The organism is Halomonas profundus (genome assembly GCF_020865425.1).
Lineage (GTDB): Bacteria > Pseudomonadota > Gammaproteobacteria > Pseudomonadales > Halomonadaceae > Vreelandella > Vreelandella titanicae.
In genome coordinates, this window is sequence record NZ_CP086344.1 from 4587551 (window position 1) to 4612987 (window position 25437).

Here is a 25437-nt window from a genome sequence, read left to right on the forward strand (position 1 = left end):
TCAGCGCTTGAGGAACTGAGAAAAATCGATATCGTTGGCCGATAAAATTGCTTGTACGCGGCTGGTCACACCCAGCTTGCGCAAGATCGCCGACACATGGGCTTTCACCGTGGTTTCCGCGATATTGAGATGATAGGCAATCATCTTGTTAGATTCACCGCGGGTCATGTGTTCCAACACCTGTAGCTGTTTGCGGGTCAGTTGGCGCAGCTGTTCCGCAGTAAAACCCTGCTCCTGGTGGCGACGCTTACGAATACTGTCCGGCGCGCGCATGGCATCGGCAGGTAGAAAGATATTGCCTTCCAGCACCTGGGCAATGGCATGGCGCATCTGATCACGGGGCAATGATTTGGGGATAAACCCCGCTGCACCACAAGAGACCGCCTGAAGAATAATCTGCTTATCCTCTTCCGCAGAAACAATCACTACTGGAATCGTAGGCTGCTCGTTACGCAGCCGCAAAAGGCCCGTAAACCCATTCATGCCAGGCATATTTAAATCTAGCAATATCAAGTCAAGATCAGGCTCTTGCTGGGCATGAGCAAGAGCCGCATCAAAATCTTCCACCTCGACAATCTCAGCATCTGCGTAAGCTTCACGAATCACGCGCGCCATAGCGTCACGTACCAGGGGGTGATCGTCGGCAATCAGGAGTTTATACATTGCTGTCATTATTATGGTTGCCTGTGGTTTAGCTAAATCCCGCTTACTGCGTCTTTGCTGACACTCTACTAAGTCACTCGCCTTTATTGAAGCTACTTCCAACCATCAAGCGGGCCGCAGTGCCCCTGAAGAGGCTTGCTGCCGGAATGTGTCGGCGAACTCGATCAGTGATTGAGTTAGCCAGATGAGAGCAGGCTCATTGGCAAACAGCCCATGCTGGATCAGAGTCATTTTCAGCGTTGGGAGCTCTTTGGGCGGCTCCACCATACGCACCGGCAGCATCATGACAAAGCGCTCAGCCATCTGACGTGGCAGCGTCATGATCGCTTCCGTCAGCGCCACCACCCGCGCCGCGGCGATGTAGTTGAGATTTTTAGAGATGACACGGCGGGTTAAGCCGTGTTGAACCAAGCAGCTATCGATATTACTGGGGCGCAGTCCGCTAATATCCGCCAGCTCCACATGGAGCGCATTCGCAAACTGACCAATATTCAGCCCATCGCCCACGCGATCATTATGGGTAGCAGCCAAGCAGACCAGCTCCTCATCCATCCAGGGGGTCTGAATCACGCCACTGGGCAACGCGCTTTGGCTATCCAGCCCTACCACCATATCAATTTGGCGCTGTTCCAACCCCTCACTCAGCACATCCGGGGTAATCAGCTCAATGGAAAAGCTAATGCCCGGCGCATAACACAACAGCTGACTTAAAAAGAGCGGGTACATGACCTCTTCAAAGTAATCCGTGGTGGCGAGCGTAAAGCGTCGTGTGCTGTTGGCAGGCGTAAACATCGCGGGGGGCGCAAGACCTTGGCGTAGCATCGCTAGCGCCTGTTGCACCACGGGCAGCAGCTCAAGTGCTCGGGGTGTCGGCTGCATACCGTTTTCGGTGCGCACTAGCAGTGGATCATCCAGCGATTCACGCAGCCGTTTTAAGGCATGGCTCAAGGCTGGCTGGCTTAAATGCAACGTTTCTGCCGCGCGAGTGACGTGACGCTCGTGCATCAGCGCCTCAAATACCAGCAGTAGATTTAGGTCGAAATGGCGTAGCGAGCGCATAGCTTCTCATTATTCATATCACGAATGGTTAAATTCTAAACATTCATTTAATTTATCACTGGTAATTGCTTATTGTCTGCTGCTTATTCGCCACACGCGACTATCAACGATAATCCAGCACGCAAGGAGAAGCACACCGGTGACCCACCCACAAACACAAACCATGCCCAGCCTTTATGGCGATGTGATTTCTACCTTTATGGGCGTAGCAAAAGCAACGGATCCTAAGGCAACCGACGCCGACGTTGTGGTGAGTGGCGTTCCTTTTGACCTTGCTTGTTCTGGCCGTTCTGGCACCCGCATGGGGCCGAATGCTATTCGTCAAAGTACCGCTAACCTGATCTGGGAAGGCAAGCGCTGGCCATGGGACTTTGCTTTGGAAGAGCGCCTCAAGGTGTGCGATGCAGGCAACGTTGATTACGCTTATGGTGAGCCCGAAAGTCTAGTCGATAACCTGGAGACTCACGCCAATCGTTGGTTAAGCGCGGGTAAAAAGATGCTTACCCTGGGTGGCGACCACTACATTAGCCTGCCGCTACTGCGCGCCCACGCCCGGGAACACGGCCCGCTGGCGCTGATCCATTTTGACGCCCACACAGACACCTACGAGCAAGGCACGCGCTTTGACCACGGCACCATTTTTCACCACGCCCTCAAAGAAGGACTAGTTGTGCCCGAGCACTCGCTGCAAATTGGCATTCGCACCAGCTACGACCGCCACAACCACCCTTACGAGGTGCTGGATGCGGACTGGGTCAATGACCACGGTGCCGCGGCCGTGCTTGAGCGCATTCGTGCCCGCGTCGGTTATCACCCGGCCTACGTTACCCTGGATATTGACGGCCTCGACCCCGCCTACGCCCCTGGTACCGGTACACCGGTGTGCGGCGGCATGTCCACCGACCTGATGCTGAAAGTGATCCGTGGCATGGTAGGCATGGAACTGGTCGGTATGGACGTGGTGGAAGTGAACCCCGCCTACGATCACGGCGACATTACCTCGCTTGCCGCCGCGACATTAGGGCTGGAATTTTTGTATACGCTGGCAGCATCTAAGAGCGCTTGATGGCTGAACGTAAAGGGCGCCATTAGTGCTCTAGCACCTGCTATTGGGTTATCGATCGCCTCAGCAATGCTAGCGACCGGCTTGTTCACGCACTGCGTCGATATCCCAACTGCGCATTAGCTCCACCGCCATATCCTGGGATGCCAAGTTCTCCCCCTCCACCTGGATCAGAATGCGCCCATCAAGCAACATGGTGACCTCAGCTTGAGAGCGGTTGGGCTCCCACTTGACGATGGCCGATTCACGGCCCATGCGAACCCGCTCGGTATTAGGTTGGGCGGTCAACATGGCCGGGTTGTTGAACAGTGCAGCCATGCCCTGAACCATGGGGTTGTCGATCATTATGCTTGCCTTAAGCCGGCCACTGCCATCGCTTTCACTGTACTGGCGTTCAAGCATGGCTCCGCCGCCCATCATAGCCGCGGCGCCACCGCCATCGGATTCGGCATCCTCAGCCTCCCAACCTTCAGGCGGCGTGGGGAAGGTCTCGGCGAGACGGCCCGACTGCAGTTTGCGAATGTCGCTTATCGCGAACTCGAGTTCGGTGAGGGCGCCGCCATAATCCTCTTCCTGATAGAGTTCAAGACCCAACTCGATCTGTTCGACGACCTCATCGGCCACCGCGACAGTCGATACGGGCAGCACCAAAGCACTAGCAAGCAGCATCCCGCAGTACGAAGGTAGCTTTTTCATGGCATTTCTCCTTGTAAATTAACAGTCATCTCGAAACCGCGCAGCTCTTCCGCTACAACTTTCTCGTTTGAAGTACTGGCCATTAGTTCGAATTCAGCACCGAAAGAAACTTCATCAACTCAAACGTCGCAATAAGCATTGTACATATGCTAAAACGAGCAGAACTGGCTCGAGATACTGGTCGCAGTCGAGCAGATGCTAGCGCTAGGCAGAGTTGATTGCGGAGGTTAAGCCAGCTTAATGATTCTAACTATTGTAAGCTGATGTCGTAAACAACATGACGCTAGGCCTACACCTAACGCCACTTGTTATTGGACGGGTTTTGAATCAGTTCTGCGCTACCCTTGAGAGGCCGCCAGCGCTTGATCAATATCCGCCAGCAGATCGTCGATATGCTCGATGCCGATCGATAGGCGCACCATATCCGGCGTGACACCAGCGGCTTTTAGTTCCTGCTCGTTGAGTTGGCGGTGCGTGGTAGAGGCGGGAATGGAAGAACAGCTTTTGGCATCGCCGATATTCACCAGGCGAAGAATCAGCGCCAGCGCATCGTAGAAGCGCTCACCAGCGGCCTGCCCACCTTCAATGCCAAAACTAAGAATCCCCGAGGCATGGCCGTTCATATAACGCTGGGCCAGCGCATGATCGGGATGGTTTTCCAAGCCAGCATAATGCACCCAGGTGACCAACGGATGACTTTCCAGATGCTTGGCAACCGCTAAGGCATTGGCACAGATACGCTCAATCCGTAGTGACAGCGTTTCCAATCCCTGGAGCAGGTTCCAGGCCGCTTGAGCAGAAAGCGCCGCGCCCATATTACGTAGCGGCACCACCCGGGCGCGGGCAATAAAGGCCGCATCGCCCACATCACGGGTATAGCTCACACCGTGATAGGAGACATCAGGCTCGTTGAGTAGCGGAAAGCGGCTGGCATTCTCGGCCCAGGGAAAGGTGCCTGAATCAACAATCACACCGCCCACCGTGGTGCCGTGGCCGCCGATATATTTGGTCGCCGAGTGGACGACAATATCCGCCCCGTGCTCAATCGGCCGACATAAGAACGGCGTCGCCGTGGTGTTATCAACTATTACCGGCACCCCATGACGATGCGCCGCTTCGGCGAGCTTTGTTAGGTCGACCACGCCACCCGAGGGGTTACCAATGCTTTCGCAGAAAACCGCTTTGGTACGCTCATCGATCAGCGCTTCGATGCCATCAATATCGTCTTTGTCGGCAAAACGCACCTGAATGCCTTGGCGCGGCAAGGTGTGGGCAAACAGGTTGTAGGTACCGCCATACAGCTCGCTGATCGAGACAATGTTATCGCCCGCTTCAGCAATGGTCTGAATCGCATAGGTGATCGCTGCCATTCCCGATGCCACCGCTAGCCCAGCGATACCGCCTTCCAACGCGGCTACCCGTTGCTCCAACACGGCGCAGGTCGGGTTCATAATGCGCGAGTAAATGTTTCCTTCGACTTTAAGATCAAAGAGATCCGCCGCGTGCTGCGCGTTGTCGAAGGAAAACGACGTGGTTTGATGAATCGGCACCGCCACGGCGTTTTGTGAATCAGGCGAATAGCCATGGTGGAGGGCAATGGTTTCTGGCTTCATGAGAACGGCTCGCTAGTTTTTGTTGAGATCCGCTATTGATCCTAAACAAGCGCTGCGAGGAAGGCCAACAATCGTTCGTCTCCGATCTACCAGGCGAGACCACACACGTTAACCAACACTACTCACTGCGCGCCACTGCATTGTTGGCGTGCAAGCTTCCCGTATGCACAACCTTAAGCTGTATCCCTGGCTACGCTAGGCATCTAACGAAGCGTTTTATTCCTCCGCCTTGCGGCGTCTGAGGGTATTTCATGGTTGTACGCTATATGTTTAATTTAGTGTTTAAGTGAGGTTAAAGGTATCGTGCCCTCGATCAGTTGATCTGCAATATGGTGAAGCTACGGGAGGACTTTTTTATTTTCAGGTGAAGAGGAATGACACCATGATTAACCGTGAAGACATTCATCAACGACCAGACCAGGTGATTGACATCACAGGCTGGGATGTTCACCAAGATTATGAAGTCTTCCCAGTAGGCGCTCGTGACAAATCACTCCGCGTCTGTCCCGACCCCGCCCCATATGATTTCTGTGTTCCTGGACATCGATATTTATTTAAAGAAGCTATTAAAAGCGCGAAAAGCTCTGAGCCACGATACCCCGATCAATATTGGGCGGAGGTAATCGCTTTTCATATCGGCCGATTAATGGGCCTTACCCTACCACCCGTTTTTGTTGCCTTTGACTCGTCTCGAAACGAGCCAGGTACAGTCAACGAGTGGTTTATTGGCTATGCCGATAGCAGGGAAGATCGCTATGTTGCTGGCGTAGATTACTTGCAACGGCTTATACCAGCGTTTGATATAGATAAAGGCAGGCAGCATAATTTAACATCCATTATCGAACTAAGCCGTGTGCTAGAGAGAGGCGGATGGCTTACCCATGATTGGCGACAATACTGGGGGCTTTGCCTATGTTTTGATGCGTTAATTGGCAACACTGATCGCCATCAAGAGAATTGGGGATTGATTTGGGGAGAAAACGGCCCAACTGCCCGTTACACGCCCTACTTTGATAATGGCACCAGCCTCGGTCACGAGTTGCAGCCCCAGAAAATGCAGCGCATGATGCGCGACCATAATGAATTCAATGCCTACCTTAACAGAGGGCAGCACCACATGCGCTGGGCCAAAGGCGACAAAAAGCGCCTGCCGCTTATTCAGGGTGTTACTCAGTATTGTCAGCAATTCCCTGCTATTCGACCAATACTGATAGAACGCTTACAACGTTGGTGCGATGATGACCTTAGAGACATCCTGAATGACTTAACTTACTTTGACACCCCACATCCCATTACCCAAGAACGTGCTGACTTCATAGCGTTTTTGACTCTGACAAGGAGAGAGCGCCTTTTACAGGCTCTGGAGAACTGATATGACCCGCTTAATCGAACACTTGGTGGAACCACACCGGCTGCTGCTTTATTGGCAGGCACGCGAGAGCAAAATGCGCTCTCGCTATCTAGTGGGAGAATTGGTCAAGCGGGACAATAACGTGGTTCTGGTGTATGCCCTGGATAGCTCAGAGATGGCAGAAGCAAAGCTTTTGGGCTTTCGAGGCTACCCGGCATTTTCTATGAGGCAAGCAGAGCACAATCATCAAGTATTGGAAGCTTTCACTCGCCGCTTGCCGCCACGCAGTCGTCGTGATTTTGGGCGTTATCTGGAACTGCGCGCTATCCCAGAGGATGCCAACATTAGCGACTTCGCTTTACTGGGTTACAGTGGCGCCAAGCTACCCAATGACGGTTTTGAACTTGTTCACCCTTTCGACAACCCACCTGAAACCTTCGAGGTATTAATCGAAATAGCAGGCTTTCGGCACGAATCACAGCTTGAGATAACAGATTTACAGGTAGGCAGCAGTGTTCAATTTGTCCCCGAACCTGAGAACCCTGTGGATGCTGATGCTATCCGCATCGAAAGCGCTGGGTGCAAACTGGGCTATGTCCCGAGAGGAAACCTCGACATGCTGCACCGCATGTTAAAAGAAGGCGCGACCCTCGAAGGGGAAGTATTTCGCACCAACGGGACATCAGAACGCCCGCTTGTCTATATTCTGACGCGTATTTTAAGAGGCGACCTACCCTTTCAAGCGCTAAAAATGCAAGCTTAGACCCATTGATGCTGAATACTCCATTATCTGGAGCTCCCCTTGCTGCTTGCGCTTTGCATAGCGCGAGTAGGCCAGAAACAGTCCAAACACGTTTACCAATTCCACTCACTGCGCGCCACCGCGTCATGGGCGTGCAGGCTTTCAGCATGCACGACCTTGAGCTGAAACCCAGATACCCCCGGCGCTTGCCGTAGTGCTTTATCCAGCCGCCTGGCCGCGTCTTCACAGAACATCAGGTTTTGTCCATTGGCGAGGGCAAAGGCCTGTTCATCGATACGTTTTACCGCGGTTTGCAGCGCGGTACCGAGTGCTCGCTCGATACGTTTTACCGCGGTTTGCAGCGCGGTACCGAGTGCTCGCTCGATACGGTCAATCGAGTTTTCAATAGAATCCGCGAGGGGCCATTCTCCGTTTTCGCTTTCAGATAACCGCAAACTGCATTCGACACTGCTGCGCTGACTATGGGGCGTTGCGAGTATCCCTTCTTCGCTACCTAGCCACGCAGATACCGCAGATTTGGTTAACGGGATTTCCGCAAAATCTTCCTCAAAGGCCTGCTGAATCAGCTGCCTTGCCAGCGCCGCCGAGCAGGGGCAGGTGGACGAATACCACACTGTAAGGTCGAGTTCAGCCTGAAAGCCAGCGTGCGTTAATTGGCAGCGCAAGGTGAAGGGGTAACTTTTCCACCCGGCTAAAGGGCTGATCAAGGCTTGCCGCTTAAGCGGAAGCTCGCCTTCGATGCTTAGATAAGCATGCTGCGATAAGCCATCTTGGCTGGTTAAAAATGCATTCAATACGCCCTTAACCACTGGAAGTGTCAGCGGTGCTTCTTCAAGCGGTGCCAACGCCAAATACAGCCGGGACATATGGATTCCCCGTGCATCAGCGTCATCCAGGCTGACCCCTGCGTTGAGTTTGGCCGTCACACTGCGGCTGCCTAGTCGGATGGGGAGTGCGATGCCCTCCATGCCTACCCAGGTCAAAGCGGCCGGTGAGCGGGCGGTTTGTCTGGCTACATCAGGCAGGGTTAAAACAGTCATTGGGCCACCTCTTGGGATGCATGAAAAAAGCGGTACAACTCAGCCTCTGTTTCCGGCGTCACGTTTTGGGTAATAAATACAAAGCGAGATACACGGTCTCCCACGCTGTTCTTGGGCAGCGGCGCGGGTGGATGAAAAATATGTTGCACACCGTGCAGTGCGAGTGGCGTATCCCTGTCAGTAAGATGGACAATGGCTTTAATGCGCAGCATTTTATCGCCCATTAGCGACATCAAAATATCCAACCAATTTTCCAGCACCTCAGGCTCAATAAGCTCGTTAACACTAAAGCAGAACGATTTAATGTTGTCGCTGTGGGAGTTGCCTTCGGGCTGATAAGAACCGAGCGGCGCGCCGGTGAGCAGCCGGGGCGTTAAAGGCGCTGCTTGATGCACGGTGTAACTGCCTGCTTTGAGCCACTTCTCGACCTGATACGCCTGGGCATCCTTGTGAGCGTCGTTGCCCGTGTCGGCATCAGGAGCATGGCGGGCCAGCCCTGCCCCCACTAACAAGTCCGCCGAAAGTTCGCCGTTGATTACCTGCCACTGCTCAGCCGCTGGGTTGAGTCGAGCCAGTCGATTAGCCAACTGGGAAACCGTCTCCTCGCTGGCCAGGTCAGTTTTGGTGATTAATAGCTTTTCGGCCACCGCCACCTGCTGCTGCGACTCCCGGTGTGCATCAAGAGTCCCCATGCCGTTCGCCGCATCGACGCAGCACACCACACTATCCAGCTTAAAGCGGTGCGCCAGCCAGTGATCCGTCATCAATAGTTGCAGCAGCGAGGTAGGCGATGCCAGCCCGGTGGTCTCGATCACTACCCGAGACGGTAGGGCTTTGTCTTGGGCCTCCAGATCTTCCAATGCTTGTTGTAGCGTGCGACTAAGGTCGCCCCGTAGCGTGCAGCACAAGCATCCGCTGCTCATTTCGATCACCGCCTGCTCATCGCTTTGGGTAATCAATTGATGATCCAACCCGATGGCGCCAAACTCGTTAATCACCATCAGGGTATTGGCCATGGAGGTTTGGTGTACCCAGCGGTTGAGTAGCGTGGTTTTTCCACTGCCGAGGAAACCGGTCAGTACATTGATCGGGATTAATGGTGGCTCCCGCATAACGGCTCACTCCCACCTGGCTTTACGATAGTGGTGTTCTTTACTCTCCTGACGCTCTTTGGCTTCAATGCATAGTTTCGCTGTAGGCCTAAAAAACAGCCTTGGGAGCCCGATAGGTTCGCCGGTCTCTTCGCAGTAACCGTACTCGCCGTTCTCAATTCTTTTTAATGCCGCCTCAATGTTGCTAAGCAAGCGGCTTTCCCGATCGGCTTGGCGAAGAGCTAGACGCAACTCCTCTTCAAACGAGGCTTGATCCGCTTCATCGCTATCTCGCTCATGGGAGGCAATTGCGGTCTTGATCTCTTTTAAGTGCACCTCAAGTTCACTTCGCTCGGCAAGCAGACGATGACGAAAGAACTGCAGCTGTTCATCGTTCATATAGTCACTGGTGGGCATGGCTAATAGCTTGGCTTCCCATGCTTTTTCAGATGACTCATTCTCCCAGTCAACGTTGACCGCCTTTTCATCCGTATTTTGGTTACTCATATGTTGCACATTCATACTTTGGTTACCCATTCATTGTTCTCGCGATATTGACCTGATCAAGACATAACTGCACTCGTCGATGATCGTTCCCAGTGGTCGAGATAGCTGCTGAGATAGCGGCTATTAAGCAGGCTCAATGGTCATGAGTAGTCGTTTGCTACCGTTTTCCAGCGCAGGGCTTCTATGCACCAGGCCCCGCTCTTCGCAGCCTACCCAGCCGCTTCCTTTGATTAACGCTATGTCCCCCGGCGAAAGGTGTTGAATAGCGCTGGTATCGGTTGCGATATCGGGTCGCTCGGGGTGCGGCGCGCCCAGGCCCTCGCGGTTAATGGCGTGCTCGGGCAGCCATTCGCTGCCCGGCCCAAAATAGGTAGTCACCATGCGCACGGGGAGGTTATCGCAGTGAAAGCGCGGGCACATGGCGCTATTGAGCAGGCGCAGGCGAATGCCGACGGTTTGGGTGTCAAACAGAAAGGCGATGGCTTCGGCGATCGTCGCCATATCCTCAATCAGCGAGGAAGCCGCGCCCGGGGCGGGCATGTGACGGCGCAAATCGGCGATGAAGGCTTCATCGGGGTGACCAAGCCAGCTATATTGCCAGGCACGATCCGTTTGGCACTGCGCCTGGGCGCTAAAGGCAATATCGGTGGGCAGCGGGCGCTGGAAGATCGCGATGTTAATGGCGTCTTCAAAGATACGCGGCAACACGCTGATGTCGTGACCCCTGGCGGCATGGTCTGGCAACGTCAATTGAGCAGCAGGTACTGCAGGCATAAGCGAAGACATCAATGACTCCATAAGCGCTGTTAATGAACTAAGGGGGTATACGGCAAAGGAGGTTGTCACTGCTTCCACCGCACTATTTACCGGAATGACAGGACGCGGGCTGGAGGCGCTGACGCAATAAGCGCCAGCCTTGGGTCACAACCGTCGCCAGGGTAAACAGCACAGCGGCGAGCGTGACTATCGTTGGGCCGGTCGGGGTATCCATCACATATGCAGTTCTCAGCCCTGCCGTCACCGCCAGTATGGCAATCCCCGCGGCCAGAACCGTCATCGCTTCTGGCGTACGGCAAAAAGGCCGGGCGGTGGCCGCTGGGATGATCAACAAGGCGGCTATCAGCAGCACGCCCACTACTTTCAGCGCCACGGCGACGACCACCGCGAGTGCCAGGGTGAGTACCAGCTGTTCGCGCCGTGGGTGGATGCCGCTGGCATAAGCAAGCTCGTCGCTCAACGTGGCGGTCAATAACGAGGACCAGCGCCAGAAAAGCAGAGTCAGCACCAGCGCCACTCCGCCGCCGATAATCCAGATATCCGTTTTCCCAACGGCCAGAATATCGCCAAACAGATAGGCACTCAGGTCGATGCGTACGCCGGCCAGAAACGACACCGCCACCAGGCCGATGGCCAGAGCCGAGTGCGCCATTACCCCGAGCAAGGTATCCATGGCATAGCCACGCCCACTGAGCATTGACACACAGCTTGCCATCACAAGGGCGACCGTCAGTACGCCTAAGAAGATGGAGACGTCCAATAACAGCGCTAACGCCACGCCCAGAATGGCGGCGTGGGCGGTCGCATCGCCGAAGTAGGCCATACGCCGCCACACCACGAAACACCCCAACGGGGCGGCGGCCATGGCCACTAATACACCGGCGATCATCGCCCGCCACATAAAATCATCCAGCATTGGCGGCCTCCTCATGCTGATGGTGGCGGTAGAAGGCTAAGGTCTGGGCGGTCTGATCGCCAAACAGCGCCTGATAGTCCGGCGATGAGGCCACCTGCTCGGGCTTGCCCTCGCAACAGATAACACGATTCAGGCACAGCACATGATCGGCGGTACGCATCACGACGTGGAGGTCGTGACTGACCATCAGTACAGCGCAGCCGTAGCTGCGGCGCACGCTTTCGATATGCTGGTAGAACTCAGCGGTACCTCGGTGATCAAGCCCTTGTGTCGCTTCATCGAGAATCAGAATATCGGGTTTTGCCAGCAGCGCCCGGGCTAACAGCACGCGTTGGAACTGGCCGCCCGATAGCTCGCTCATTGCCGCCTTGATCAATGCCTCGGCGCCGGCATCTTCCAGCGCCTTTTGCACACTGCGATGGGGGTGGCGACGGGGCAAGTTGATAAAACGCTTGACCGTCATGGGCAAGGTAGGATCCAGGTGAAGCCGCTGGGGCACATAACCGATGCGCTGCTGCGGGGCGATGGTCACCTGGCCGGTGGTGGGCGTTACCGCACCGATCAGCGTTTTCACTAGTGTGGATTTCCCCGAGCCATTAGGGCCAATCAGGGTCACCACCTGTTGCCGATATAAATCGAGATTGATGTTCTCGAGGATATGCTGTCCGCCGAAACGAACGTTCAGTTGGCGAACGTTCAGAATCGCATCGTGATCAGGAGGCTGAGCAAGCCGCATAATTGAAGGTCGTCTTTTCTGTATTTGTTATGTTATAACATGTCTATATCGCATAGGCGAGTGTCGATGCCTATGTTCGAACCCAGAAAAGCCATAGTTGATGATGAGGAGAACCCTGATGAATAACCGTTTAGCTCGTTTGTCTTGGCCGCTATTAGCGGCTTTCCCGCTGGTTGCCGCCGCAGAAGTGCCGCATGTGGCGGTGGATATTCCGCCGGTGTATTCGCTTGTCGCTAAGGTGATGGGGGAGCGCGGCGATCCTGAGCTGTTTATTCAGCCCGGTGCTTCGCCGCATGGTTATTCGCTACGCCCTTCTGAAGCACAATCCCTCGATGATGCGGACCTGGTGGTATGGGTAAGCGACGCGCTGACGCCCTGGCTATCCGGCGCCATCGACAGCCTGGCGGGTGATGCACGCCACCTTGAGCTAATGGATGTGCCTGGCATCACCACATTGGAATACCGCGAAGGCGCGACCTTTGCGCTCAACGATGGGGATGAACACGGTCACGGGCACCATGATCACGGCGATCACGAACACCACCACTATGCAGACAGCCATGACGAAAGTGGGCACGATCATGACCACCACGGCCATGATCACAGCCATACCGGCACGAATCCCCATGCCTGGCTGGATCCTGCCAATGCCCGCCGTTGGCTGGATGCCATCGCCGAACAGTTAAGTGAGATCGACCCTGATAACGCAGCGTACTATCGCGACAACGCCGCCCAGGGGAAAGAGGACTTAACCAGCCTTCAGGAACATATTCAGGATCGTTTGGCCAGCAGCGCCGACACACGCTTTATTGTTTTCCATGATGCTTACCAGTACTTTGAGGAGGCCTTTAATGTGCACGCGGCTGGGGCCATCTCCATTGGCGATGCCTCTTCACCTAGCCCTGCGCGTATCGAGAAGCTGCAAACGCTGGTGAATGATGAAAATATCCAGTGTGTGTTTAGTGAACCCCAGTTCAATCCGCAGATGGTCAATAACGTCTTTGGGGATACGTCCGCTTATATCGGCGTCATGGATCCCTTGGGCGTAGGTCTGACGCTGGATGCAGGTCTCTACGATGCGCTGCTGGAGCAGTTGGCCGATGAGATTACGCGCTGCACTGACGGCTAAACAGCTTTTTTCTGAAACAGCTTGCCGAGTTGATAGAGGTCGTGCATATATCTATCAAACTTCGTAATAAGCAGTGACGTAACGATAAAGGCATAAATCAGCAGCATGACTGCCATGGGGTCGTTTAGCCAAGCCAGCCAAGGCATCGAGACTGGATAACCCAGCGTATAAACACTCATGGCAGCCAGTAGCTGAACCAAGAAACAGTTCAAAATAACCAGTGTAATCAACGCTGCGCGTATATTGGTATGCGGCAGCGTTGTTTTCCAAAACGGCAAGTGACGCACTTTTACGCTGTTTACATTCGCACTGCTATCGCCGTTAAAACACAACCGCGCTTTACGCCGCAACAAAGGGATCGCGTAGACGCCTTTTTCCTCTTCAGCAAAAGCCTTCAGTGCGATATCCCGATCGAGATTAGGGCTCAAGGCATTGGCTGCCGCTTGATCAAAGTCTGGCCGGGCATGGGTTTGCGTGGCGGTTTTGGCTTGGTCAGAAAGCGCTTGTAAGTGGCTTTTATCAGCCTTCGACAACTTTTTATCGTTGCCGACGTTGATGTTGTAATGAATTTCATACACCTGATACAGAGCTGCGGTCACGCCCACAAAGATCATCAAAAAGACAATATATATCAACATATTAACGGGCACCTCCTAAACGAAACCGAACCAGCTAGGCGATAAATAGCTTTGTTAGCGTTCAAACTAACTTAAGGACTATGCCTATGCACAGCTGACAAGTACAGGCTCAGAAGGCCTCAAAAAAGCCGGATCAGACGACGGATCGCAACCGTGGTAGTGCTCCACAGCGTGCATTAAACTAAGGAGATAAGAACCCCTAGCCACTTATCGCCGAAGATAATGGGCGTTAAACCACTTTTGCTATTCGTCTGGCTAATCAATACCAAACCGTCACTAGGACAGTTGACCAAGGTTACATCGTCAGAGATGACAGATAGGCAGGTTGGTCGATGATATCCGCCACATAATGCAGCCTTTCCTCCCAGTCCTCTCTTGTCAGTTGACCACCGAAGCACAAGCGCAGAGCTTCAGGGGGATGGTTGTCGGTACTAAAAGCAGCGCTGGCAACCGCACTAACGCCATGTGAACGTAATTGCACCGCCAGCTCTGAAGGGTTCCAGCCAGAGTGCTTGGGCAGCTTAAGCCATAGGTGGAAAGCACCTTTGGCAGACACGATGCGCTGACGTCCCAGAATCTTCTCGGCTATTTCAAGGCGGGCAATGGCCTCGATACGGATCGCTTTAAGCATGGCATCCGCCGTCCCATCGGTTATCCACTCGGTGACCAGGGCATCAATCAGCGGGCTGGACATCACCGAGGTGGCTCGAAGCGCGCCAGCGGTTCTCTGCGCCTGTCGCTTGGTGGGGGCGTGTAGGAATCCTGATCGCAAACCGGGACCGAAACACTTGGCAGTCCCCGTCAGATAGTAAGTGAGCTCAGGGGCCAAGTTAGCAATAGGGACGATCTTCTCTTCGCTGAGCATGGTGTAAGCATCATCTTCAATAATCGGGATGCTATAGCGCAAGGCAACATCGGCCAAAGCTTCACGACGCCCCAAGGGAATAGTCGTCGTCGTGGGGTTTTGGATGGTGGGATTAATGTACAAAACGGCCACTTGACCCTGCTTACAGATATCCTCGAAGGAGCGAACAAGAGGGCCATCGGAGTCACGCTCCAATGAATGCAGGGTCAGCCCGAGCTGGGCCGCAATAGCCTTTAGGCCGGGGTAGACCAGGCTTTCGACACAAATTAGCTGACCTGGGGCTACCAACTGCATCAGTAGCCCAACCAGGCCGCTGTGAATACCGGGGCATATCAAGACCTGTTCCAGTGTCGTGTTGTCCAGCCGCCGATCCAGCCATTGGAGCGCAGCCACACGGTCATGATGGCTGCCACCAAAGGTTTGATAACGCAGCAGTGAGTAAAGATCACGCTGGGCCAACACCGAGATAGCGCTATCGCGTACTCGTTCAATCAACGTCGGTATCGCGGGCTCAATCATTAGGTTCATGGTCATCTCATAACCACTGCTCGGCTTCACTGACACTGCCTTACCTTTAATAAAAGTGCCCGAGCCCGGATGCGAGTCAATCAAGCCTCGCAGCTTAGCTTCGTTATAGGCACGCGCCGCCGTCGTGTAATTGATACTCAAAGCCCCCGCCAGTTCTCTCAGCGGGGGCAGTCGCTCGCGGGGCTGCAGCCGACCACTACCGATATCTTCAGCAATCAATTCAGCGACCAGACGATAAGCTGGCTGGCTGACCTCCTTGTCTAAACGTTTTCGCCAGCGTTCCAGCTCAGATGTATGCATATCTTCCCCGTCGTTAAATAAACATTGTTACCTACTCTTCTTATCGACCAAAACTTATCACTGATGGGCTAAAGATTGCACAAATAAAAAATTGATTGCATATGCACTTAATGGTGCAAAACACACTTTTATTGCACAAATAAGGTGAAAAACACAGTTTTTTTGAAACATTAGCCTTTTATTATTTTTTTAGCCTAAAAATTTGGTCAATTTTTAGGCTTAGAGCGACCTACATGATCGACAATTGATTGGATCAATAAGCATATCAATTGGCACGTCGATTGCTCCGTATTGATCGTACCGCTTGTGTAAGCACGGCGGTTAACGACTCTCCCACTCGCAATAAACGGAGCTTAGACATGCCTACAGTGACGCAACCACTCAACAAGAAAGGCGATTTTCTGGTCGACTACGAAGAGAAGGTTTTTGAAGACGTAAAAGCGAAACCAGGCGAAAAAGCCCTGGTAACTTTTCATACGGTTGCCTTTGAGGGGTCGATCGGCTTCGTGAATATGCTGCAGGCAACGCGTTTGCTGCGTAAAGGCTTTGAAACCTCCATCTTACTGTATGGCCCTGGCGTCACTTTGGGTGTCCAGCGTGGCTTCCCGACCCTGGGCGATGAAGCGTTTCCCGGCCACATGAATTTCAACAATCAGTTGACCAAGTTTATGGCCGAGGGAGGCAAGGTCTACGCCTGCCGCTTTGCTCTTCAAGCACTCTATGGTCATGGCGAACCGTCACTCATTGAGGGCATCCGCGCGATCAATCCACTGGATGTGCTTGACCTCAAGCTGCTTCACGTGCGCGACGATGCACTGATCATCGATACCTGGACGGTCTAAGGGGAGCAGCGGTCATGGCACAAGCAAACATGACAGGAACGACCATAGTGCGGGCCGCTGCCGCTCAGCTTTCTCCCGATCTTGAGAGTGTTGGCGGCACGCTGGTCAAGGTACTGGATGCAATCGACGAAGCGGCCAGCAAGGGGGCTGAGCTGATCGTGTTCCCCGAAACCTTCGTTCCCTACTATCCGTACTTTTCATTTGTCTACCCCGCCGTGGCCTGTGGCGCCGAGCACTTCCGGCTGTATGAACAGGCCGTGGTGGTACCAGGCCCGATCACTGATGCTGTCGCTGAGCGCGCTCGCACCCTGAGCATCGTCGTCGTGCTTGGCGTTAATGAGCGTGATCATGGCACCCTCTACAATACTCAACTGATCTTTGATAGCGACGGGCGTCTGTTGCTGAAACGCCGAAAGCTCACGCCGACCTACCACGAACGCATGATTTGGGGCCAGGGCGATGCCTCGGGCTTGAAGGTGGTGGATAGCGCCGTGGGCCGTGTTGGCGCCCTGGCCTGCTGGGAGCACTACAATCCGTTGGCACGTTATGCCCTGATGACCCAGCACGAGCAGATCCACTGCAGCCAGTTTCCTGGCTCGCTGGTCGGCCCAGTCTTTGCGGATCAAATTGAAGTAACCATCCGTCATCACGCCCTTGAAGCGGGCTGTTTCGTGGTTAACGCCACCGGCTGGCTAACCGACTCCCAAATCGAATCCATTACCCCCGACACCACGCTACAACGTGCTCTGCGTGATGGCTGTAACACCGCCATTATCTCGCCAGAAGGTAAGCACTTGGCCGAGCCGCTGCGCAAAGGAGAAGGCACCGTTATTGCCGACCTGGATTTCGCCCTGATTACCAAGCGTAAGCGAATGATGGATTCGGTGGGCCACTATGCGCGCCCTGAACTGTTGAGCTTAGCCATTAACGATATGCCCGCCCACTGCTGCCAGCCACTGGCCACTTCCGCTCAGGGCCATAATGCCCAAGGAGATGAAGATGAGTAAGCTCGCCGATCGCTCACGCTTGTTCACCGAACTTCAAACCCATGGCGTACGCCTGCAGGATGCATCACAAGAGCATGTCAGCCGACGGGGCGGCGCTGGCCCTTCTGACCATCAGGCAATAACCATCGATGGAATCACTATGATGGTGCCCGTCTATACCCAGTCGGCATGGCGTTCACCGTTTAGCGTAGTGTCAGGTGATGAAGGGCATAGGCTGACTGAAAACACGATTCCTATGGCCGATATTACCTTTGCAGATACGCCCCACTTCTACGACCTGCAAACCGCTGACGGCGTCCCCTACACGCATATCGCCACCTTGCATAGCCGCGATGTACTGGCCACGACGGTACTGCAAACATGCATCCGCTATGAGAGCAGGCGCAAAGCCTGCAAATTCTGCTCGATTGGTCAATCACTCCAAGCCGGGCGCACCATTGCGCATAAGTCCCCAGACCAACTGGCCGAGGTGGCTAAGGCCGCTGTCGAGCTCGACGGTGTCAAACATATGGTCATGACTACCGGAACGCCAGCCACGTCTGACCGAGGAGCCAGCGTCCTTTGCGAAAGTGCCAGGGCCATCAAAGCGGCCGTGGATCTTCCGCTGCAAGGGCAGTGCGAACCACCGAAGGATCCCGTTTGGTATGCCCGCATGAAGGAAGCTGGCATTGACAGCCTGGGCATGCATCTCGAAGTGGTCACACCTTCGCTAAGAAAAACGCTAATGCCAGGCAAGGCAGAGGTTGGCATCGAAGAGTATATGCAGGCGTTTCGCGATGCTGTTGACGTCTTTGGCCGCGGGCAAGTCAGCACTTATATTCTTGCCGGGCTCGGGGATACCCGCGAGGCCATTCTGGAAACCTGCCAACACCTAATCGAAATCGGCGTTTATCCCTTTGTAGTGCCGTTCGTGCCGATTAACGGCACGCCATTAGAAGATCATAAGCCGCCCAGCGCCGACTTTATGGAGTCGATCCTGGCGCCGTTGGGCAGACGTCTCAAGCTCGCAGCGTTGCGCTCTAGCGATATCAAAGCGGGCTGCGGGCGTTGCGGTGCCTGTTCAACGTTGTCTGAGTACGAGCGCTAACAGCACGCGAAACGCTTAATAGAGGAGTGCCCGATGATGTCAACATCCGACGCCTATTCGGCCTATTCCAACTACCGGATCAAGTGGGCGAGCCTGCCTTGGGAAACCGATGAAGCAATGGCATTGCGGCGGCGCGTTTTCTGCGATGAGCAGGCAATATTTGATCAGGACGACCGAGATGCCATCGATGACTCAGCCCACCTACTCGTCGCTTTAGGGTGCACAGGAGGATGGTATGAGCAAGTGGTGGGGACAGTGCGTATTCACGAATCAGAACCTGGACTCTGGCATGGTTCGCGTCTTGCTGTTGACCCAGCCTTCCGCGCCCAAGGCCGCCTAGGCTCCACGCTGATTCGGCTGGCCGTCTCCAGCGCTCATGCATTGGGCTGCCAACGCTTTTTGGCCCGGGTACAGGCCCAGAATGAGGCTCTTTTTCAACAGCTGCACTGGCGAAGCATTGGAGAGGAGTTAATCCTTGATCGACCTCATGTCGTCATGGAGGCCGACCTTACCCACTACCCCCCTTGCCACTCTCCTCTTAGCGGCTTTGTTGTGCCTGGGCGTCAACGCCAACCTCTCGCTGAGCTGGCGCCTGGGCTGCTTAAGATCCTTTCAGCCCCCGCACTGAGACAAGCATCATGAGCCAAAAGCAACGACTCGACCTAACAGAACTGCTCCAGAAAGTGCACGATTATAGTGGTCTTGCCCATAAGGCCGATATCGCGCGGATCGCTCCCAACCTGACAGCACTGCCCGATGGCTGGCATCCCAACGGCGACGATACCGCGGCCATTCCCAGCGGCGAAGGCTACACACTGTTGGCGATGGAAGGGCTACTTACCGCCTTCGTCGCCGAGGATCCTTGGTTTGCTGGCTGGTGTTCGGTGATGGTGAACGTCAGTGATATCGCCGCGATGGGCGGGCGGCCCCAGGCAATCGTCAATGCTCTATGGAGCCATGACCTAGATAGCGCCGTACTGATCGCCAAAGGTATGCGCGAGGCCGCCGACACCTTCCGCATTCCCATCGTCGGTGGCCACACCAACCTGCGTTCCAATCAGCCGCAATTAGCGGTCGGCATCCTGGGCCGAGCCCAATGCCTGCTGAGCAGTTTTGCGGCGCGGCCCGGGCAATTATTAGTGGCGGCTATCGACCTGCGCGGCGCCTATCAAGCGCCCTATCTGAATTGGAACGCGGCTACAACGGCGCCCGCTGAGCGTTTGCGTGGCGACATCGAACTACTTCCCTGTATTGCTGAAGCGGGCTTGGCTATCGCCGCTAAAGATATTAGTCAGGCCGGTCTCCTCGGTACCACCTTAATGCTCATGGAGAGCGCTGATGTAGGTGTGAGCATTAACCTTGACGCTATCCCGAAACCCGAGAAAGTCACTTGGGAGGACTGGTTATGCACCTTCCCTAGCTTCGGTTACCTGCTCACCACGGATAATGAGCACCTCCCCATGCTGCTGGAGCGCTTCCGTGCCCGTGGCATCGCCGCCGCGCAGATCGGCGAGATCGCTTCCTCTCCGCAGCTCTGGGTAGAAACCGACAATGATCGCCAGTTGTTCCATGACCTTGCAACCACTCCATTAACCGGGCTGAGTCGCCCCCAAATGCCCATTCCCCAACAGGAGCTTTGAGCATGCCAGCCATACACTTCCACGTTCGCTGGCCAGATGGCAGCGAAGACCAGTGTTACTCACCCTCTACCGTCGTAAAGGAGTACTTCCAGGTCGGCGAGCGTCTCAGCGTCGATGCTTTTGTGGAGCGCGCCAACACAGCCTTAGAGGCGGCCAGCCAGCGCGTCGAACAAAAATTCGGTTTCTTCTGCTCCAGTGCCATGGATCAGTCGACGGTCATCAAGGCCAAAGCCCAGCAGTTTGGCAATAGTCCGCAGGGCATGGTCGAAATTATCCGCATCGACTAACTCACCAAACATTTCTTGAACCGTTGCAAAGAGAGAGTGCTATGAAAGATCTACGTCAACACTACTCAGTGCTTATCATCGGCGGTGGTCAGGCCGGTCTCTCGGTCAGCCATTACCTTCAAGCCCAGGCGATCGATCACCTCGTTATTGAGAAACATAGCTTGATGCATAGTTGGCAGTCCGCACGATGGGACTCCTTCACCTTGGTAACGCCAAATTGGCAATGTCAGCTACCTGACCATCCCTATGACGGGGATGACCCCAAAGGATTTATGAAGCGTGACGAGGTGGTCGCCTACCTTGACCGCTTTGCCACCAAGGTTCAGCCTCCCGCTCTCGAAGGCGTTGCCGTTAATCGCGTCAGTCTGAATAGCAACGGGAAATACGAAGTGAAGAGTTCCGCGGGTGAGTTTAGCGCGGATCAGATCGTGGTGGCCTCCGGCGGTTATCATCTCCCTATCATTCCACGTATGGCAGAGCGATTGCCCGATCGGTTGTTCCAGCTACATTCGGCGGAATACCGAAGCCCTGAACAATTACCCGAGGGGTCGGTATTGGTGGTGGGCTCCGGCCAGTCTGGCGCCCAGATTGCCGAAGACCTGCACATTGCTGGGCGAAAAGTCTTCCTCGCCACTGGTGATGCCCCACGCGTGGCGCGTCAATATCGCGGCAAAGATGTTGTCGAATGGCTTGATGAAATGGGCTACTACGAGATGTCGGTCGATCAGCACCCATTACGTGAGGGAGTAAGAGATAACACCAACCACTATGTTACAGGGCGTGACGGGGGCCGGGAGATCGACCTGCGTAAGTTCGCTCTCGAAGGTATGGAGCTATTCGGGCTATTAGAAGAGTACCGCAATGGGGACTTTATCTTTCGCGATAATTTGCAAGCCAACCTTGATCATGCCGACAGTGTTTATTGCAATATCAATCAGCGAATTGATGCCTATATCGCATCCCAGGGTATCGAGGCCCCACCAGCGCCCGAGTACACGCCGTGCTGGGAACCGACCCAAGAGCGTTCCGCGCTAAATCTGGTCGACGCAGGGATTAGCGCCGTTATCTGGTGCATCGGCTTTCGCCCTGACTTTCACTGGCTTGATGCTTCGGTATTCAATGGTCAGGGCCATCCTATACACAAACGCGGTGTCACCCAACAGCCCGGCCTCTACTTTATTGGCCTGCCATGGCTGCATACCTGGGGCTCTGGGAGGTTCTCTGGGGTGGCGGCTGACGCTGAATACTTGGTTGAACGCATCAAAGCTTATCAGCGACAACAGGATGCGGCGTTACAACCTCTCTCGGAGCAAGCGTTAGCCTGACGCGGTTCACACTAGCCATTGGGTTGCTATCAGAGGGTTACTGCATCGTTACCCGCTTTGATCGCAGGTTTTTTCGCTTGTTAGATCGTGACTACCCGTACCCACTACTCCCCTGAAGGCCCCAGGAAACGTGTTTCACTGACCTTCGTTATTGAAGGGTCATCTAAGGCGATAAAGTGCAGTTCGATAGGATGGCTAGGCTGCGTTAGGTCATTCGCATCGGCGGTGAGTGCTAGACGTAGGCTGCGTGTTTCAAACGCCGCCACCTCTAAGATATCCACCCCCTGCAGACGAAGCCCTGGCAACCCCGCGGCTGATACCGCGTAATGATGGGTTTGGCCATCTTGATTGCGCAGCGTCACGTTGTAGTAATTGATAATGCGACCCTCTGCCGTGCTTTCAAACAATGCCTGACGGTCGCGGGCAATCTCTACATCAATGGGCACCCGGGCGTTCAAGAAACCGACTAACAGTACCACCATGGAGAATAACGCCGCCGTATAAGCCAACAGTTGGGGGCGCCAAAAACGAGTCGCTTTACCTTCCAGAGCGCGCTCGGTGGTGTAACGAATCAGGCCCAGCGGTTTATCAATCCGCGCCATAACGCTGTCGCAGGCATCGATACACGCTGCGCAGCCAATACACTCGTATTGCAGGCCGTCACGAATATCGATACCGGTGGGGCATACCTGGACGCAGAGTTCACAGTCGATACAGTCACCGATCCGAGTTGCCTCAACACCCTTTTGAGGAGAGTTCCGACGCGGCTCGCCGCGGGCGGCATCGTAGGAAACAATCAGCGTATTGGCGTCGAACATCGCCGACTGGAAGCGCGCATAAGGGCACATATGCAGGCATACCTGATGGCGGAGCCAACCGGCATTCAAGTAGGTAAACAGGGTAAAGAAACCGATCCAGAAGAGTGCCAAAGGGTGCGCGTCCAGACTGCCGACATCCACCAATAATGCCCGAATTGGCGTGAAGTAACCGACAAAGGCCACTCCCGTAGCCACCGCAATCAGCAGCCAAGCTGCATGTTTGGTGGTTTTTCGCCATAGCGTATCGAACTTGCGTGGCGCTTGGTCGCGGCGTATGCGACGGTGGCGTGGCCCCTCTAAGCGATGCTCAAACCAGATAAATAGAAACGTCCACACGCTTTGCGGGCAACTATAGCCACACCACACGCGCCCAGCGACCACCGTGATCAAAAACAGTCCAAAGGCGCAAATCACCAGGATCCAGGTGAGCAAGATAAAGTCTTGGGGATAAAACGTCGCCGCCAACAGGTGGAACTCCTGGGCAGAGAGATCAAACCACACCAGCGGTCGGTCGCCCCAATTGATCCACGGCAAACCAAAATAGAGCGCCATCAGCAGCCAGTTTGAGTGGCGCCGGATACGCTGAAAAAAGCCGCCTATTTCGCGCACATAAATATGCCCCAGCTTCGGCGGCTTGCTGCTGGGAGACTTAGTGCTAGGCGTCTTAGGTAGGGGCGTATGGTGTTCAACCGCTGCCTCAGTGGTCAGGTCTTGCAGTGGGATGCGTTGCGTCATACCGATATCCAGAAAAGAGGGAGTAGAGGTCTATACGGTCGAGGGGCGTCGCTAAGTAGGCGATCATGCTTTTTTAAGAGAGCGACTGATTTAGGCGCTACTATGCCTAGTGAGCAGAATCACAAACAGGCGCAGTTTTAGAAAAATAAGCCGTATCAGATCTCCCCCTATGACTCATACCCTGACTTTCTGATATGCTTTTTATTACTCTATTTGATTCTGTTTTACCTCCCTCATATAACCCACAGTGACGCTTTCCAACACCAGAGAGCCGCACCGTGTCAGCTAACAATATGTGTGAGCACACCGACGTTCCACTTAACGCACCGACGGTTTATCCCATGAAACGCTACGAACAGTTTGCCGATGAGATAGCCACACTGATTCGTCAGGGCGTACTTGGCCCTGGGGAGCGTATTCCTTCGGTGCGTCAGGCTAGCCGTCATCATGGCATTAGCCCCTCCACGGTGTTTCAGGCTTACTACTTACTGGAAAACCAAGGACTTATCACTGCACGGGCGCGCTCGGGGTATTTTGTTCGTGAACACGCCCGGCGCTTGCTGGACGAGCCGCGCGTGCCACTGCAGCCCACCGATCCGGCAGAGGTAGAAGTCAGCGAGCTGGTGTTCTCGGTGCTTGGCTCGCTTCAGGATGACCGAACGGTACCCTTCGGGTCGGCGTTCCCCAGCCCCGAGCTGTTTCCGCTTTCTCGCCTGGCTACTAGCATGACACGGGGGTTACGCGAGCTTTCGCCCCAACAGGTGGTGGCCGACATGACCACCGGGCATACCGACCTGTGTCGACAGATTGCGCTGCGCTACATGCTGGGCGGCATTCAACTGCCGATGGAAGAGCTGGTGATTACCAATGGTGCAATGGAGGGACTTAATCTAGCGCTGCAGAGTGTTACCCAGCCGGGCGACCTGGTGGCAATTGAGTCACCGGCATTTTATGCCAGCCTGCAGGTATTGGAGCGACTAAAACTTCGCGCCGTGGAGATTCCGGTTCACCCACGGGAGGGAATCGACCTTGAAGTATTGGCAGAGCGACTAGAGACACTGCCCATCAAAGCCTGCTGGTTTATGAGCCATTTACAGAACCCAATCGGCGCCAGCCTGAGCAGAGAGCGCAAACAAGACCTCTATCAGCTGCTAAAACAGCACCAAGTGCCGATGCTAGAGGATGATGTATATGCCGAGCTGTACTTTGGCAGCACCCCACCCGCCCCCGTAAAAAACTTCGATGATGAGGGGTTGGTCATTCACTGCAGCTCCTTCTCAAAGTGCTTGGCGCCGGGCTACCGGGTCGGTTGGGTAGCGGGCGGCCGCTATGCACAGGCCATCTCGCGGCTAAAACTGATGACCACCATCTCACCTTCCGTACCCGCCCAAGCAGCCATTGCTGACTATTTGCAGCACGGCGGTTATGACCGCCACTTACGCAAGCTCCGCCATGCCCTGGAAGCCCAACAAGGCAGCATGCTGGCGGCGGCGGATCGCTACTTTCCTGCCAACACCCGCATTACCCGCCCCGCAGGGGGCTATTTCCTATGGGTGGAGTTTCCTGAAGAAGTGGATTCGCTGCGGCTATTTAATACCGCGCTCGACCACGGCGTCAGCTTAGCGCCAGGCCCGATTTTTTCGGCGACCCAACAGTTTCGCCACTGTGTGCGGCTGAGCTATGGCCATCCATGGACGCAATCCAGCGAGCGCGGCATGGAAACCTTGGGCAGGTTATTAAGCCTTTTTTAGCGAAGATCGCCGACGCTGTCTCCAGGCAACTGATATGGTTATTTAGTTAAAGACTGAGCCTGTTATGCAACACAGCAATCACTAGACTGTTCCGATGAAGCCACACAGCTGCTATACCAGTCCGCAAAAGCGTTAAGAGAGTGGCTGTCATCGGAGGAATGCACCTATCGCCTAAATAGAAAACGCCGGACTCCTGCCTCAGCGGAGATC

25 protein-coding genes are annotated in these 25437 nt (G+C 54.6%); 12 read left to right on the forward strand and 13 right to left on the reverse strand.

The annotated features are described in order from the left end of the window. Together LMS44_RS20865 and LMS44_RS20870 are read right to left on the reverse strand one after the other, a co-directional pair. Window positions 1–672 (reverse strand): response regulator, encoded by a 672-nt coding sequence (locus tag LMS44_RS20865; protein WP_152618922.1) that lies wholly within the window; start codon window positions 670–672, stop codon window positions 1–3. Between the two features lie 96 nt (window positions 673–768). Beyond that, window positions 769–1722 (reverse strand): LysR family transcriptional regulator, encoded by a 954-nt coding sequence (locus tag LMS44_RS20870; RefSeq protein WP_041159023.1) that lies wholly within the window; start codon window positions 1720–1722, stop codon window positions 769–771. A gap of 163 nt (window positions 1723–1885) precedes the next feature. Here LMS44_RS20870 and speB point away from each other — a divergent pair, with 163 nt between their 5' ends. After that, a complete protein-coding gene (speB, locus tag LMS44_RS20875) occupies window positions 1886–2788 on the forward strand; it encodes an agmatinase (protein WP_041159024.1) in 903 nt (300 codons plus the stop codon). A gap of 69 nt (window positions 2789–2857) precedes the next feature. Here the strand turns inward: speB and LMS44_RS20880 are convergent, their stop codons facing one another. Then, window positions 2858–3481 (reverse strand): hypothetical protein, encoded by a 624-nt coding sequence (locus LMS44_RS20880; protein ID WP_041159025.1) that lies wholly within the window; start codon window positions 3479–3481, stop codon window positions 2858–2860. A gap of 338 nt (window positions 3482–3819) precedes the next feature. Then, window positions 3820–5094, reverse strand: a complete 1275-nt coding sequence (locus tag LMS44_RS20885; protein ID WP_041159026.1) for an O-acetylhomoserine aminocarboxypropyltransferase/cysteine synthase family protein — start codon at window positions 5092–5094, stop codon at window positions 3820–3822. Window positions 5095–5476: 382 nt separating this feature from the next. On the opposite strand from LMS44_RS20885, the gene LMS44_RS20890 reads away from it, so the two are divergent. Then, window positions 5477–6466: a HipA domain-containing protein gene (locus tag LMS44_RS20890; RefSeq protein ID WP_022521509.1), complete on the forward strand. Its 990-nt coding sequence runs from the start codon at window positions 5477–5479 to the stop codon at window positions 6464–6466. Window position 6467: 1 nt separating this feature from the next. Then, complete coding sequence (locus tag LMS44_RS20895; protein ID WP_022521508.1) at window positions 6468–7208, forward strand: HIRAN domain-containing protein; 741 nt, start codon at window positions 6468–6470, stop codon at window positions 7206–7208. 92 nt (window positions 7209–7300) lie between these two features. On the opposite strand, the gene LMS44_RS20900 is transcribed toward LMS44_RS20895, so the two are convergent. From LMS44_RS20900 to LMS44_RS20925, 6 genes are all read right to left on the reverse strand, one after another. Continuing rightward, complete coding sequence (locus LMS44_RS20900) at window positions 7301–8248, reverse strand: GTP cyclohydrolase I FolE2 (protein ID WP_278369254.1); 948 nt, start codon at window positions 8246–8248, stop codon at window positions 7301–7303. Next, window positions 8245–9360, reverse strand: a complete 1116-nt coding sequence (locus tag LMS44_RS20905) for a CobW family GTP-binding protein (protein ID WP_041159028.1) — start codon at window positions 9358–9360, stop codon at window positions 8245–8247. Before LMS44_RS20905 ends, LMS44_RS20900 begins: the two co-directional genes overlap by 4 nt. Window positions 9361–9366: 6 nt before the next feature. Continuing rightward, window positions 9367–9846: an RNA polymerase-binding protein DksA gene (gene dksA / locus LMS44_RS20910; protein WP_084625482.1), complete on the reverse strand. Its 480-nt coding sequence runs from the start codon at window positions 9844–9846 to the stop codon at window positions 9367–9369. 123 nt (window positions 9847–9969) lie between these two features. Further along, window positions 9970–10632, reverse strand: a complete 663-nt coding sequence (locus LMS44_RS20915; protein ID WP_236557387.1) for a DUF1826 domain-containing protein — start codon at window positions 10630–10632, stop codon at window positions 9970–9972. 73 nt (window positions 10633–10705) lie between these two features. Continuing rightward, window positions 10706–11539 carry a metal ABC transporter permease gene (locus tag LMS44_RS20920; protein WP_159177551.1) on the reverse strand — a complete coding sequence of 278 codons (834 nt, stop codon included), beginning with the start codon at window positions 11537–11539 and terminating at the stop codon, window positions 10706–10708. Continuing rightward, a complete protein-coding gene (locus LMS44_RS20925) occupies window positions 11529–12275 on the reverse strand; it encodes a metal ABC transporter ATP-binding protein (RefSeq protein ID WP_022521502.1) in 747 nt (248 codons plus the stop codon). Before LMS44_RS20925 ends, LMS44_RS20920 begins: the two co-directional genes overlap by 11 nt. Window positions 12276–12393: 118 nt before the next feature. Here LMS44_RS20925 and LMS44_RS20930 point away from each other — a divergent pair, with 118 nt between their 5' ends. Next, window positions 12394–13404 (forward strand): zinc ABC transporter substrate-binding protein, encoded by a 1011-nt coding sequence (locus LMS44_RS20930; protein ID WP_159177552.1) that lies wholly within the window; start codon window positions 12394–12396, stop codon window positions 13402–13404. On the opposite strand, the gene LMS44_RS20935 is transcribed toward LMS44_RS20930, so the two are convergent. Further along, window positions 13401–14042 carry a hypothetical protein gene (locus LMS44_RS20935; protein WP_159177553.1) on the reverse strand — a complete coding sequence of 214 codons (642 nt, stop codon included), beginning with the start codon at window positions 14040–14042 and terminating at the stop codon, window positions 13401–13403. The two genes, LMS44_RS20930 and LMS44_RS20935, sit on opposite strands and share 4 nt — an antisense overlap. Window positions 14043–14337: 295 nt before the next feature. Then, complete coding sequence (locus LMS44_RS20940) at window positions 14338–15735, reverse strand: aminotransferase-like domain-containing protein (protein ID WP_022521499.1); 1398 nt, start codon at window positions 15733–15735, stop codon at window positions 14338–14340. A gap of 359 nt (window positions 15736–16094) precedes the next feature. Between LMS44_RS20940 and LMS44_RS20945 the strand changes: the two genes are divergently transcribed. The 7 genes from LMS44_RS20945 to LMS44_RS20975 are packed head-to-tail and all read left to right on the forward strand — an operon-like array spanning window position 16095 to window position 21923. Next, entirely contained in the window at window positions 16095–16577 is a 483-nt protein-coding gene (locus tag LMS44_RS20945) for an MSMEG_0572/Sll0783 family nitrogen starvation response protein (protein WP_022521498.1), read from the forward strand. 14 nt (window positions 16578–16591) lie between these two features. Then, window positions 16592–17584 (forward strand): Nit6803 family nitrilase, encoded by a 993-nt coding sequence (locus tag LMS44_RS20950; protein WP_278369239.1) that lies wholly within the window; start codon window positions 16592–16594, stop codon window positions 17582–17584. Continuing rightward, a complete protein-coding gene (locus tag LMS44_RS20955; protein ID WP_035581372.1) occupies window positions 17577–18671 on the forward strand; it encodes an MSMEG_0568 family radical SAM protein in 1095 nt (364 codons plus the stop codon). Before LMS44_RS20950 ends, LMS44_RS20955 begins: the two co-directional genes overlap by 8 nt. 33 nt (window positions 18672–18704) lie before the next feature. Next, window positions 18705–19313, forward strand: coding sequence for an MSMEG_0567/Sll0786 family nitrogen starvation N-acetyltransferase (locus LMS44_RS20960; protein ID WP_101146436.1), 609 nt, complete (start codon window positions 18705–18707; stop codon window positions 19311–19313). Then, a complete protein-coding gene (locus tag LMS44_RS20965) occupies window positions 19310–20311 on the forward strand; it encodes a sll0787 family AIR synthase-like protein (protein WP_278369234.1) in 1002 nt (333 codons plus the stop codon). Before LMS44_RS20960 ends, LMS44_RS20965 begins: the two co-directional genes overlap by 4 nt. A 2-nt stretch (window positions 20312–20313) precedes the next feature. Beyond that, window positions 20314–20598: an MSMEG_0570 family nitrogen starvation response protein gene (locus tag LMS44_RS20970; protein WP_226246622.1), complete on the forward strand. Its 285-nt coding sequence runs from the start codon at window positions 20314–20316 to the stop codon at window positions 20596–20598. Between the two features lie 41 nt (window positions 20599–20639). Beyond that, window positions 20640–21923 carry an MSMEG_0569 family flavin-dependent oxidoreductase gene (locus tag LMS44_RS20975; RefSeq protein ID WP_278369231.1) on the forward strand — a complete coding sequence of 428 codons (1284 nt, stop codon included), beginning with the start codon at window positions 20640–20642 and terminating at the stop codon, window positions 21921–21923. 104 nt (window positions 21924–22027) lie between these two features. Here LMS44_RS20975 and ccoG read toward each other — a convergent pair whose 3' ends face one another. Then, the gene (gene ccoG, locus LMS44_RS20980) at window positions 22028–23476 is read right to left on the reverse strand and encodes a cytochrome c oxidase accessory protein CcoG (RefSeq protein ID WP_278369230.1); all 1449 of its coding nucleotides are present in this window, start codon (window positions 23474–23476) and stop codon (window positions 22028–22030) included. Window positions 23477–23817: 341 nt separating this feature from the next. Between ccoG and mapR the strand changes: the two genes are divergently transcribed. Next, complete coding sequence (mapR, locus tag LMS44_RS20985) at window positions 23818–25227, forward strand: GntR family transcriptional regulator MpaR (protein WP_278369305.1); 1410 nt, start codon at window positions 23818–23820, stop codon at window positions 25225–25227. The last annotated feature ends 210 nt before the right edge of the window (window positions 25228–25437 follow it).